Raw genomic sequence first — 12965 nt, forward strand, 5'->3', positions numbered from 1 at the left:
ACCGATTCGCCGTGAGAGCCCGTGAGGATGACCGTGAGCACGCCAGAAAGCACCCCCGTCACCGGAACCGCCCGCGTCAAGCGCGGCATGGCCGAGATGCTCAAGGGCGGCGTCATCATGGACGTCGTCACCCCTGAACAGGCCAAGATCGCTGAGGATGCCGGGGCGGTCGCCGTCATGGCCCTCGAGCGCGTGCCCGCCGACATTCGCGCGCAGGGTGGCGTGTCCCGCATGAGCGACCCCGACATGATCGACGGCATCATCAGCGCCGTGTCCATCCCCGTCATGGCCAAGGCCCGCATCGGCCACTTCGTCGAGGCCAGGGTGCTGCAGGCGCTCGGCGTCGACTACGTGGACGAGTCGGAGGTGCTGACCCCGGCCGACTACGCCAACCACATCGACAAGTGGCAGTTCACCGTGCCGTTCGTGTGCGGCGCCACCAACCTGGGCGAGGCCCTGCGCCGCATCACCGAGGGCGCGGCCATGATCCGCTCCAAGGGCGAGGCCGGCACCGGCGACGTCTCCAACGCCGTCACCCACATGCGCACGATCCGCGCCGAGATCAAGCGGCTCACCTCGCTGCCCGAGGACGAGCTCTACGTCGCGGCCAAGGAGCTGCAGGCCCCCTACGAGCTGGTGGCCGAGGTCGCCAAGACCGGCAAGCTGCCGGTCGTGCTGTTCACCGCGGGCGGCATCGCCACCCCGGCCGACGCCGCCATGATGATGCAGCTCGGCGCCGAGGGCGTGTTCGTCGGCTCGGGCATCTTCAAGTCCGGTGACCCGGCCAAGCGCGCCGCGGCCATCGTCAAGGCCACCACCTTCTACGACGACCCCGACGTCATCGCCAAGGTCTCGCGCGGCCTGGGCGAGGCCATGGTCGGCATCAACGTCGACGAGATCCCGCAGCCGCACCGCCTGGCCGAGCGCGGTTGGTGAAGATCGGCGCGTCGGTGCAGGTCACAGGCTTGCCCGCGTGAGACGATCACCTCTGACAGGCCGGTCGCGGCCTGGCGGGGGCGCCACGATGTGACGGTGGAAATTTCCGGAGAAGGCGACATCCGCGAAGGATGTCGCCTTTTTCGTGTTGTGTGGTGTTAACCACGCAGTCATGATGTTCAGTCAGGCTACGGTCGTCCCTCACCCTTGATCGTCCCGGGAGCCCCACATGTCCGAGCTGAACCGCAGGCACTTCTTCGTCACGGGGTTAGCGGCAGGGGCCGCGGCGGCCATCCCCGCCGGCGCCGCGCACGCCGAACCCGACCCCGCCGCCGACCCCGCCGCCGAGACGGCCCAGGCGCTGGCCTCACGCGGGCTGCGTACCGACCCGTTCACGCTCGGGGTCGCCAGCGGCGATCCCGACCACGAGGGCTTCGTGCTGTGGACCAGGCTCGCCCAGCAGCCGATGGCCGAGGACGGGCTCGGCGGCATGCCGCAGCGGCCCTTCCCCGTGCAGTGGCAGATCTACGGCGACGAGCGCGCCCGCCGCGTCGTGCGCACCGGCGTCACCGTCGCCGCCCCCGAGTGGGGCCACAGCGTGCACGTCGAGGTCGGCGGCCTCAGCTCCGACCGCGACTACTGGTACCGCTTCCGCGTCGGCCCGTACGTCTCGCCGCTCGGCCGCGCCCGCACCGCCCCGCACCCCCTCTCGTACGGCGGCGGCCTGGCCATGGCCTTCGTCTCGTGCGCCCAGTACGAGCACGGCTACTTCACGTCGTATCGCCGCCTGGCCGAGGAACGCCCCGACCTGATCCTGCACCTGGGCGACTACCAGTACGAATACACCAGGGACACCTACAACATCCCCGGCGGCAACGTCCGCCACCACGAGGGCCCGGAGACCGAGACGCTGGCGAACTACCGCCAGCGCCACGCCCAGTACAAGGCCGACCCCGACCTCCAGGCCGCGCACGCCGCCGCGCCCTGGCTGGTGGTCTGGGACGACCACGAGCTGGACAACAACTGGGCCGACGAGGTGCCCGAGAAGCCCGAGATCCCCCAGCCGAACTTCCTGACCAGGCGCGAGGCCGCCTTCCGCGCCTACTACGAGAACATGCCGCTGCGCCGCACCTCCATCCCGCGCGGCATCGACATGCAGCTCTACCGGCGCATCCGCTGGGGCCGCATGGCCACCTTCCACATGCTCGACACCCGCCAGTACCGTGACGACCAGGGCTGCGGCGACGGCTACCGCGACTGCCCCGCCGCGGTCGACCCGGCCCGCTCGATCACCGGTGCCGCGCAGGAGCGGTGGCTGCTGGACGGCTTCCACCACTCCCGCGCCCAGTGGGACATCCTGGGCCAGCAGGTCTTCTTCGCCCAGCGCGACAACAACGCCGGCCCCGCCAAGATCACCTCGCAGGACGCCTGGGACGGCTACGTCGCCTCCCGGCAGCGCATCACGCAGGGCTGGCTCGACGCCAAGGTGCGCAACCCCGTGGTGCTGACCGGCGACGTGCACGCGCACTGGGCCAGCGACCTCAAGCTCGACTACGACGACCCGACCGGGCCCACGGTGGGCTCGGAGCTGGTGGCCACGTCGATCTCGACGGGCGGCGACGGGGTCGACTCGGACCCGGCCACGCACCCGTTCCTGGCCATCAACCCGCACCTGAAGTTCTACAACAACCAGCGCGGATACGTGCTGACGAAGATCGAGCGCGACCAGCTCACGGCCGACTTCAAGGTCGTGCCCCGGGTGCAGGTGCCCGGTGCCGAGGTCTACACCCGGGCCACGTTCGTCGTGGAGGACCGGGTGCCGGGCGTGCAGCAGACGTACCTGCGCCCGCTGGACCCGGCGATGCGCGCCGCCCGCCAGATGACGGCGGAGGAGACGGTGCGCCTGGAGACCGAGCGTCCGTAACCCGGAAAATGGACCCGCGTGGGCACGCCACACCTCCTGGGCGTGCTCACGCGACTCTCCCCGCGCCCCGGCCCGGCGGGCCGGGGTTTTCCGGGCCGGAATATTAGCCAGACTAAGTTAGTTGAGCTAAGCATGAGGGACGATCCCACCCACCTGGCCGAGCAGGTCTCGTCGGTGCTGCGGCACCTGGTCCTCCTGCTCAGGCGCACCGTCGCCGGTCAGCCCGTCACCAGCCAGCAGTACGGCGTCCTCGGCTCGCTCGAAGGCGGCCCGCGCCGCATGACCGAGCTGGCCGAGGAGCACGCCGTGCAGCTGCCCACCATGACCGTCCAGATCAACCGGCTGGAGGACGCGGGCCTGGTCACCCGCGGCAGCGACCCGGCCGACGCCCGCGTCAGGACGGTCGAGCTCACCAGCGAGGGCCGCGCCCGGCTGCGCGCCGTGCGCCAGGCCAGGGTCGCCCACCTCACCCGGGAACTGGCCGCGCTCACGGAGCAGGAACGCGAGACGCTCGCGGCCGCCCTGCCCGTCCTGGCGAAACTCGGCCGCCTGTAGCGGCGCGGAGCTTTCGGCGGCTTCATCAGGGCGGCGCGGCCCGTCTTCAACGACAAAGGAGAGTCATGCAAACCGGCGGCGGAATCCTTCGCCAGCCCATGTCCGTCTGGGCCACCGCGTTCGCCGCGGTCGTCGCCTTCATGGGCATCGGGCTGGTCGACCCGATCCTCCCCTCCATCGCCCAAGGGCTGAACGCCACCCCCAGTCAGGTCTCCCTGCTGTTCACCAGCTACTTCCTGGTGACCGCCGTGGCCATGCTGGTCACCGGCTGGGTCTCCAGCCGCATCGGCGGCAAGCGCACGCTGCTCGCCGGGCTCGCGCTGGTCATCGTGTTCGCCGCGCTGGCGGGCACCTCCACCAGCGTGGGCGAGCTGGTCGGCTTCCGCGCCGGCTGGGGCCTGGGCAACGCCCTGTTCGTGGCCACGGCGCTGGCCGTCATCGTCGGCGCCGCCAGCGGCGGCGCGGAGTCGGCCATCATCCTGTACGAGGCCGCGCTCGGCCTGGGCATCTCCCTGGGCCCCCTGGCCGGCGCCCTGCTCGGCGACTGGAACTGGCGGGCCCCGTTCTTCGGCACCGCCGCGCTCATGGCCGCCGGCTTCGTGCTGATCGTCGCGCTGCTCAAGGCCACGCCCACGCCGGCGGTGAAGACCCGCCTGAGCGCCCCCATCAGGGCGCTGGCCCACGGCGGCCTGTCCACGACCGCCTTCACCGCGCTGTTCTACAACTTCGCCTTCTTCACGGTCCTCGCCTTCACCCCGTTCATCCTGGGCATGTCCGCCTACGGCATCGGCGCCGTCTTCTTCGGCTGGGGCGTCTGCGTCGCGCTGTCGTCGGTCTTCGCCGCGCCGCCGCTGCAGCGCAGGATCGGCTCGGTGAACGTGCTGCACCTGGCGCTGGCCCTGCTGGCCGTCTTCCAGCTCGGCATCGCGCTGTCGGGGCACGTGGGCGTCATCGTCTTCACCGTCCTGTCCGGCATCCCCATCGGCCTCAACAACACCGTCTTCACCGAGTCGGCCATGGAGGTCTCCGACGCGCCCCGGCCGGTCGCCTCGGCGGGCTACAACTTCGTGCGCTGGATGGGCGGCGCGCTGGCGCCGTTCATCGCGACCAAGCTCGGTGAGGAGATCGGGGTCGCGGTGCCGTACGCGCTGGGGGCGCTGTGCTGCGTCGCCGGCATGGCCGTCCTCTACACCCGGCGCCACCACCTGCGCGGCCTGTCGCGGGTGGACGCCGGCCACACGACGCACGACGCGGCGGTCACGCCCAGCGTGTGATTGGATGTCCCACCATGGTGGGACACGTCCTGCTGCTCCTGGCGAGCCTGCTCCCCGCGGAACCGGCCGTCTTACCGGTCATGACCTGGAACGTCTGCACGGGCACCAACTCCGCCTGCCGCCTGTACCGGGCGAGCACCGTCGAGCTGGCCGAGCAGATCGGCCGCCGGGCCCTCGCCCGCCGCACCGAGGTGATCTTCCTCCAGGAGTTCTGCACGGGCGCCGACGGCGCCCTCGAAGGCTGGCTGGAGCAGCGCACCGGCCGCCGCTGGACGCTCGGCTCCTGGGGGCTGACCAACCGGGACGGCACTCCGTACGCGTGCCATCCCGACCGGCTCGGCCGCCCGCGCGGCGCGCAGAGCATCGCCGTCGCGGTGGCGGGCGACGACCCGGTCAGGTACGAGGTCCACCCGCTGCCCGCCCCGCCCTGGTTCGTCAAGCGGGCCGCCATCTGCGCCGATCTGCCCGCCAGGAAGGTGCGCGCCTGCGGCACCCACCTGTCGTCCGGCGCCGGCTACGACGACCGGCAGCCCGGCGCGCCGTACCGGACGAAACAGCTCCGGCGGCTGCTGGAGATCTCCGCCGCGCCCGGCTACCGCAGCGTCGTCGGCGGCGACCTCAACGTCTCACCGCCCGACAGCGGGCAGGGCTCCGCCGCCGGCCGCCGGGCCGTCGCCCCGTTCTACCGCCAATACCAGGAATGCGACCAGCGGGGCGGGCGGCGCACCGGCGGGTGGACCAGGGAGGGCAAGAAGCTCGACTACCTGTTCGCCCCGAAGGGCGGCGTGCGCGGCTGCCACGTCGAGCGCGACGTCACCCTGTCCGACCACAAGCCCGTCCACCTCAGGGTGGCCCTGCCCGGGGGGTGAACCGCGCGAAGCCGCCGGACGGGGCACCCTGGAGGAAGACACCAGGCGAAATTGGTGTTGAATATGGCGAACCCGTACCCGGACGAAAGGATCGACTGTGCCCACCATCGGTGTGCTCGCCCTCCAGGGAGACGTGCGCGAGCATGTGCGCATGCTCCAGGAGGCAGGCGCGACGGCCGTCGCCGTGCGCCGCCCCGCCGAACTGGACGCGGTCGACGCCCTGGTCGTCCCCGGCGGCGAATCCACGACGATGTGGAAGCTCGCCGACACCTTCGACATGCTGCAGCCGCTGCGCCTGCGCATCAAGGAGGGCATGCCCGCCTACGGCTCCTGCGCCGGCATGATCATGCTGGCCGACCGGATCGAGGACGGCATCGCCGGCCAGCAGACCATCGGCGGCATCGACATGGTGGTCAGGCGCAACGCGTTCGGCCGCCAGGTCGACTCCTTCGAGTCCGACCTCGACTTCGCCGGGCAGCGGGTGCACGCGGTCTTCATCCGCGCCCCCTGGGTCGAATCCGTCGGAGCGGACGTCGAAGTGCTGGGCAGGGCCGAGCCTGGGGATAGGATCGTCGCGGTCCGTCAAGGGCCGCTGCTCGCTACGTCGTTCCACCCCGAGCTCACCGGGGACGTACGCGTGCACCGTTACTTCGTAGACATGGTGAGGGAGCTCTAGGTAATGTCCGGCCACTCCAAATGGGCGACGACGAAGCACAAGAAGGCCGCGCTCGACGCCAAGCGCGGCAAGCTGTTCGCCAAGCTCATCAAGAACATCGAAGTGGCGGCACGGACCGGTGGCCCTGACCCGGACGCCAACCCCACCCTCTTCGACGCCATCTTCAAGGCCAAGAAGAACTCCGTGCCCAACGACAACATCGAGCGGGCGCGCAAGCGCGGCGGCGGCCTGGAGGCGGGCGGCGCCGACTGGCAGACGATCATGTACGAGGGTTACGCGCCCGGCGGCGTCGCGGTGCTCATCGAGTGCCTCACCGACAACCGCAACCGCGCGGCCTCGGAGGTGCGCGTCGCGCTGACCCGCAACGGCGGCTCGCTGGCCGACCCCGGGTCCGTGTCGTACATGTTCAACCGCAAGGGCGTCGTGATCGTGCCCAAGGCCGACGGCCTCGACGAGGACACCGTGCTGATGGCCGTGCTCGACGCGGGCGCCGAGGAGGTCAACGACATCGGCGACTCCTTCGAGGTCGTGTGCGAGGCCGGCGACCTGGTGCCGGTGCGCAAGGCGCTGCAGGACGCCGGCATCGACTACGACTCCGCCGAGTCCAGCTTCATGCCGACGATGAGCGTGCCGCTCGACGAGGAGGGCGCCAAGAAGGTGTTCCGCCTCATCGACGCGCTGGAGGACAGCGACGACGTGCAGAACGTCTACGCCAACTTCGACGTCTCCGACGAGGTGCTGGCGGCGCTCGACTAGCGGGCGGCGTCCCGCATCCGCTCATGAGGGCTCGGCTCCGGCCGGGCCCTCGGCGCGTCACCACCTCTTCGCCCGCCCGCCGCGCACCCGGCCCTCGGCGCGGCGGGCCGGGACCCGCGCGCCGCGCTGTGCTCGCGGCCGGGCGGGGAACCGGGGTGCCGCACTGCGTGTGACAAGCCGGGACCCGCGTGCCGGGTTGCGTGCGTGACGGGGGCGGGCAGGTTAGGGTCGGGCGACGTGACTTCCCCCAACCCCTCATCGGCATACTCACCCGCCCTCGGCTGGCTGCTGGCCGTGCCCGCGCTGCTGGGCGCCCTCATCACCCTGGTGCTGCCGACCGCCCAGACGATCTGGCTCAGCTTCCAGAGCGGCGGCGTCCTGCGGGAGAGCACCTACGCGGGGACGTCCAACTACGGCAAGCTGCTGGGCGGGGGCGAGTTCTGGTCGGCGCTGCTGTTCACGCTCTCGCTGACCCTGATTCCGCTGCTGGTGGCCGTGGTCGTGGGGCCGCTGCTGGCGCTGGCGCTCGACCGGGCCGGCACCTGGCCGAGGCGGGCCGGGCGCGTCGCGCTCTCGCTCGCCGTCGTGGTCTTCTCGCCGGTCGCGGTCGCGGCGGCCTGGCTGCGCGGGCTGATGCCCGACGCCCCGGGCCTGGCCACGCTGGCCGAGGGGCTGCGCGAGCCCGCCACGGCGCCGGGGACGCTGCGGCTGATCGTCGGCGCCGCCACGTTCGGGGTGGTGTGCGCGCTGGCCGTGATCGCGTTCCTGCCCGCCCTGCGCGGCGGCACCCCCGGGCCCGCGATGCTCGCCGTCGGGGCGCTCGTCGCGCTCGCCACGGTGGCCGTGGGGCTCCAGACGTTCTCCATCGGCATGGTGCTCACGAAGGGCGGCCCTGAGAGGTCCACAGAGACGCTCATGACCCTCCAGTACGCCTACGCCTTCAGACAGGCCCAGTTCGGCCCTGGGGCGTCCGTCGCGGCCCTTACGGGGGTCATCCTCGGCGCGCTGGGCATCGCCGCCACCGTCGTCGCGGTCGTCTCCCGGTTGCGCATCACCCTGAACCCCCGCGAAACGGCACAGAGCGACACCGCGCCGGCCCCCTCCGGCCACCATGTCGCCCCGGGCACGCCACCCGCCTCTCCCGGCCCCGCGCCGTTCGGCCCCTCCGCTTCCGTTCCGTCCGGTCCTGGTCTCGCCGGCGCTGTCGCCCCAGGCTCCGGCCCCGCCGGGGCCGATTCCGCGGTGCGGCGGCCGGGGGCGGGGGCCGTGGCGGCCGGGGTGGCGGCGCTGATCGTCGTCGTGGTGGTCGCGCTCGTCCTGGCCTGGCCCTGGATCGACGGCGTGCTGGCCTCGCGCGCCACCCCCGCGGGCACCCTGCGCGCCCAGCTCAACACCTGGGTCCCCGCCCTGGCCGGGGCGCTCGTCTCGGTCGGCGTGGCGTACCTGGCGGCGCTCGGCATCGGCGGCCTGCGCCCGCTCGGGCGGGGCAGCGAGTGGCTGCTGCTGGCCTTCGCGCCCTGGCTGTTCGTCGGCCCCGGCCCCCTCGCCGTCGCCAACTGGCAGAACCTGCGCAACCTCGACCTGCTCGACACCTTCCCCGCCCTGCTCCCGCCCCTGCTGGTCAGCGTCCCCGCGCTGTTCGTGCTCACGTTCCTGTGCAAGGGCCTGGCCGAGCGGACCGATCGCGACTTCTTCGGCGGCGTGCTGCTGCCCTCGCTCCCGATGGCGGGCATCCTCGTGGGCGCCGTCACGCTCGTGAACGCCCACGGCCTGCTCTGGCCGCTCCTGGTGATCCAGGACCCCGGCATGTTCCCCACCCCGGTCGCCCAGGTGACCCAGCTCAGCGGTTACGCCGCCCCGGCCCCCGACGTCGGGGCCGCCACGCCGCTGCTCGTCGTGGCCGTCGCGCTGGCCGCTCTGGTGACCGCGCAGCTCCTCTACCTGGACCGGCTCGCGATCGCGGCAAATGGTTCGCAGGGACGCGCGCGTACTGCGTAGGTTGCTCCTTGTGGAAATACGTGACCTGACTCCCGAGGATCTTGACGACGTTCTCGACCTGCGGAAACGCTCGTTCGGCCTGCTGTCGCCGGACGATCGCGAGAAGTGGCGCAAGGCGGTGGTCCCGACGCTGGCGGAGGGGCGCTATCTCGGGATGTTCGACGGTGCCCGGCTGACGGCGGCGGCGCGGCTGCGCCAGTTCACGCAGTGGTGGCACGGCAGGCCGCAGCCGATGGCCGGCATCGCGGGCGTCACCGTCAGCCCGGAGGACCGCGGGCGCGGCCTGGGCACCCGGCTCATGCGGGCCGTCATCGAGCGCGGCGCCGAGCTGGGCGACGCGGTCTCGGTGCTCTTCCCCGCCACCACCGCCCTCTACCGCGGGGTCGGCTACGAGCACGCCGGAGCCCAGCACAACGTGCGGCTGTCCGGCGAGGTGCTGCGCGGGATCCGGCCGTCGGGGCAGGTCAAGCTGCGCAGGATGGGCCCGGCGGACGCCGCCGAGGTCGTCTCGGTGCTGCACCGGGTGCACGGGGCGGCCCGGTCGAGCGGGCCCGTCTGCTGGGACGAGCGCACCTGGAGCCTGTGGCTCGCCGAGGAGGACGACTTCCTCTACCTCGCCGACGACGGCCTGGCCGTCTACCGGTGGAAGGGCGACGAGCTGGAGGTCGACACCATCGCCGCCGCCTCCGCGGACACCCTGCGCGCCCTGTGGGCGCTGGTCGGCAGCGCGTCCACGGTCGCCCCCCAGGTCGTCGCCGCCGTGGCGCCCGACGACCCGGTGTTGTGGCTGCTGCCCGAGCGCACGCGGGAGCAGGTCAAGCAGGTCCGCTGGATGTTCCGGGTGCTGGACGTGGCCGCGGCGGTCGAGCGGCGGGGCTACCCGTCCACCGCGGCCTGCTCGGCGGTCGTCACCGTGGACGACCCGATCAGGGGCGGCGGCACGTGGCGACTGGAGATCTCCGGCGGATCGGGCAGCGCCACGCCGGTCCCGGACGGCGACGGCGTCAAGCTCTCGGTGAACGGCTTCTCCGCCCTGTACGCCGGAATCCCCGTCCAGACCCTGCGGCTCAGCGGTCTCATTTCCGGAGATGACCGATACGACGAGGCACTCGAAGCCGCCTTCGCCGCCCGGCCGTACACGCTGGACTACTTCTGATCCACGTTTCCGATGCACGCCCACCCCGGCGGGGGTAAAGTCTCGTGCCGAACACATGTTCGGCGGCGGGGGAGGGTGTGCCGGTGCGGGTGATGGGCGTCGACCCGGGTCTGACCAGGTGCGGCCTGGGCGCGGTGGAAGGGCGCCCGGGCGCGCCGCTGAGCCTGGTGGCCGTCGGGGTGGTGCGCACCGGGGCCGACGAGGAGCTCGGGGCCCGGCTCGTGGGCATCGAGGCCGGCATCGAGCAGTGGCTCGACGACGTGCGTCCCGACGCGGTGGCGGTCGAGCGCGTCTTCAGCCAGCACAACGTCCGCACGGTGATGGGCACCGCGCAGGCGGCCGGCATCGCGGTGCTCTGCGCCGCGCGGCGCGGCCTGCCGGTGGCCCTGCACACGCCGTCAGAGGTCAAGGCCGCCATCACGGGCAGCGGCACGGCCGACAAGAAGCAGATCGGCGCCATGGTCACCCGCCTGCTGCGCCTGGCCGAGATGCCCAAGCCCGCCGACGCCGCCGACGCCCTCGCCCTGGCCATCTGCCACGTGTGGCGCGGCGGCGCCCAGCACCGCCTCGCCGAGGCCGTCGCCCGGGCCACCCGCAAGGGCCCCGGTCGATGATCCCCGCGTCGCCGGCCCGCGCCTCCCACCTCCGCCCCCGAGGGGCCACGGCTCCACCCCTGCGGGCCGGGCTCTTACGGCGGGCGGCGCCCCCGCGGCTGCCTGTTACGACCCTCGCCGCGGCGCGACGATCGGCTCCCACGGCGTGAGAGGGTGGCAGATGCCCCTTGCCGGAGCCCCGGCCCCGTCCGTCCAGACGGGACCGTCGCGATCCGGGACGGGAGCCGTCGGGGCAAGGGTTGCCGTGACCCTGGGCAGGAGCCGTCGGGAAGCTCGCTCGGGGTGAGAGAAGCGGAGTCGTCGTGGTGGGGTCAGTGACAGGAGGCCGGTTGTGATCGCGTCGGTGGCGGGCAAGGTGACGGCGATAGCGCCGGACGGAGCCGTGATCGAGGTCGGCGGCGTCGGCATCCTCACCCACTGCACCCCGGCCACCCTCGCCACCCTGCGCGTGGGCGAGGAGGCCCGCCTGGCCACGTCCCTGGTGGTGCGCGAGGAGTCGCTCACCCTGTACGGCTTCGCCACCGACGATGAGCGCGCCGTGTTCGAGCTCCTGCAGACGGCCAGCGGCGTCGGCCCCAAGCTGGCGCTGGCGATGCTCGCCGTGCACACGCCCAACTCGCTCAGGGTCGCCGTGGCCAGTGCCGACCTCAAGGCCCTGACCCAGGTGCCGGGCATCGGCCAGAAGGGCGCCCAGCGCATCGTCCTGGAGCTGAAGGACCGGCTCGGCACGCCCGAGGAGGCCGTCAACGCGGCGCTCAACGGGGAGCGGCGGGTGGCGGTGTGGCGGGAGCAGGTCCACTCGGGCCTGGTGGGGCTGGGCTACTCCGGCAAGGACGCCGACGAGGCCGTCGCCGCCGTGGAGCCGGAGGCCGAGGCCGACCTGGCCGCCGGACGCCAGCCCCAGGTGGCCGCCCTCCTCAAGGCCGCACTCCGATCCCTGAGCATCCGATGACCCCCACCCCCTCCCGCCTCCGGGCCCGGCCCGCCCACGCTGCCGGGGGCCCGGCCCGCGTCTCACCCCGGCATCCGGCCGGCGGTTCAAGATCCGGTTCAAGATCCGGCTCGGGGTCCGGGCCGGGTTCGGGGCGTGGGAAAGTGACGGTCGGGCGTGATAGCCATGGCGGAGTCGATGTCCGGGTGCCGGTCAGGGAAGGGAGGTGCCGGCGTGGGGCTTGAGCGGGAGGAGATCCTGTCGTCCGCCGCCGGGGGCGACGAGCTGCAGATCGAGGCCGCGCTCCGGCCGAAGCGGCTCAGCGAGTTCATCGGCCAGGGCCGCGTCCGCGAGCAGTTGTCGCTGGTGCTGGAGAGCGCTCTGCGCAGGCAGAAGCCGCCCGACCACGTGCTCATGAGCGGCTCTCCCGGCCTCGGCAAGACCACGCTGGCGATGATCATCGCGGCCGAGCTGAACGCCCCGCTGCGCATCACCTCGGGCCCCGCCCTGGAGCGCGCGGGCGACCTCGCGGCCATCCTGTCCACGCTGACGGAGGGCGAGGTGCTGTTCATCGACGAGATCCACCGGATGGCCAGGCCCGCCGAGGAGATGCTCTACCTCGCCATGGAGGACTTCCGGGTCGACATCGTCGTGGGCAAGGGCCCGGGCGCGACCGCGATCCCGCTCGACATCGCGCCCTTCACCCTGGTCGGCGCCACGACCCGGGCCGGGCTGCTGCCCGCGCCGCTGCGCGACCGGTTCGGCTTCACCGCGCACATGGACTTCTACGAGGTCGCCGAGCTGGAGCAGGTGCTCTTCCGGTCGGCCAAGCTGCTCGGGGTGACCCTGCCCGACGAGGGCGCGCACGAGATCGCCCGGCGTTCCCGCGGCACGCCGCGCATCGCCAACCGGCTGCTGCGCCGCGTGCGCGACTTCGCCGACGTGCGGGCCGACGGAGTGATCGACCGGGACATCGCCGCCGCGGCGCTCAACCTCTACGAGGTCGACGGCGAGGGGCTCGACCGGCTCGACCGGGCGGTGCTCGGCGTGCTGCTGAAGAAGTTCGGCGGCGGCCCCGTCGGCCTGTCCACGCTGGCGGTGGCCGTGGGGGAGGAGCCGGAGACGGTCGAAGTGGTCGCCGAGCCCTTCCTCGTACGCCAGGGTCTGCTGGCCAGGACGCCGCGGGGCCGGGTGGCCACCGCGGCGGCGTGGGCCCACCTCGGCATGACACCGCCACCCGATGCGTTCGGAGCGTCACTTTTCGACTGATCACAGA

Annotated in this window: 12 protein-coding genes; all 12 read left to right on the forward strand. The window is 72.6% G+C overall.

The genetic code is table 11. The features are described 5' to 3' along the window. The first annotated feature begins 27 nt into the window (after positions 1-27). The 12 genes from pdxS to ruvB all read left to right on the forward strand — a co-directional run bounded on the left by pdxS (position 28) and on the right by ruvB (position 12958). A complete protein-coding gene (gene pdxS, locus IO39_RS14610; RefSeq protein WP_211267016.1) occupies positions 28-936 on the forward strand; it encodes a pyridoxal 5'-phosphate synthase lyase subunit PdxS in 909 nt (302 codons plus the stop codon). 229 nt (positions 937-1165) lie between these two features. After that, entirely contained in the window at positions 1166-2860 is a 1695-nt protein-coding gene (locus tag IO39_RS14615) for an alkaline phosphatase D family protein (RefSeq protein WP_043622039.1), read from the forward strand. Between the two features lie 132 nt (positions 2861-2992). Continuing rightward, a complete protein-coding gene (locus tag IO39_RS14620) occupies positions 2993-3415 on the forward strand; it encodes a MarR family winged helix-turn-helix transcriptional regulator (protein ID WP_043622041.1) in 423 nt (140 codons plus the stop codon). Positions 3416-3513: 98 nt separating this feature from the next. Continuing rightward, entirely contained in the window at positions 3514-4689 is a 1176-nt protein-coding gene (locus IO39_RS14625) for an MFS transporter (RefSeq protein WP_052422893.1), read from the forward strand. 14 nt (positions 4690-4703) lie between these two features. Next, complete coding sequence (locus IO39_RS50625; protein WP_052422894.1) at positions 4704-5558, forward strand: endonuclease/exonuclease/phosphatase family protein; 855 nt, start codon at positions 4704-4706, stop codon at positions 5556-5558. 97 nt (positions 5559-5655) lie between these two features. Beyond that, a complete protein-coding gene (gene pdxT / locus IO39_RS14635) occupies positions 5656-6234 on the forward strand; it encodes a pyridoxal 5'-phosphate synthase glutaminase subunit PdxT (protein ID WP_043622044.1) in 579 nt (192 codons plus the stop codon). A 3-nt stretch (positions 6235-6237) separates the two neighbouring features. After that, entirely contained in the window at positions 6238-6990 is a 753-nt protein-coding gene (locus tag IO39_RS14640) for a YebC/PmpR family DNA-binding transcriptional regulator (protein ID WP_043622046.1), read from the forward strand. Between the two features lie 237 nt (positions 6991-7227). Beyond that, positions 7228-8988 (forward strand): carbohydrate ABC transporter permease, encoded by a 1761-nt coding sequence (locus IO39_RS14645; RefSeq protein WP_043622049.1) that lies wholly within the window; start codon positions 7228-7230, stop codon positions 8986-8988. Between the two features lie 10 nt (positions 8989-8998). Continuing rightward, positions 8999-10144, forward strand: a complete 1146-nt coding sequence (locus tag IO39_RS14650; protein WP_245641970.1) for a GNAT family N-acetyltransferase — start codon at positions 8999-9001, stop codon at positions 10142-10144. Between the two features lie 83 nt (positions 10145-10227). Beyond that, positions 10228-10758, forward strand: coding sequence for a crossover junction endodeoxyribonuclease RuvC (gene ruvC, locus IO39_RS14655; RefSeq protein WP_043622290.1), 531 nt, complete (start codon positions 10228-10230; stop codon positions 10756-10758). A gap of 331 nt (positions 10759-11089) precedes the next feature. Continuing rightward, entirely contained in the window at positions 11090-11710 is a 621-nt protein-coding gene (ruvA, locus tag IO39_RS14660) for a Holliday junction branch migration protein RuvA (protein ID WP_043622051.1), read from the forward strand. A 177-nt stretch (positions 11711-11887) separates the two neighbouring features. After that, a complete protein-coding gene (gene ruvB, locus IO39_RS14665; RefSeq protein WP_052422908.1) occupies positions 11888-12958 on the forward strand; it encodes a Holliday junction branch migration DNA helicase RuvB in 1071 nt (356 codons plus the stop codon). Positions 12959-12965: the final 7 nt, after the last annotated feature.

The sequence above is a fragment of the Nonomuraea candida genome (assembly GCF_000725485.1).
Classification (GTDB): domain Bacteria; phylum Actinomycetota; class Actinomycetes; order Streptosporangiales; family Streptosporangiaceae; genus Nonomuraea; species Nonomuraea candida.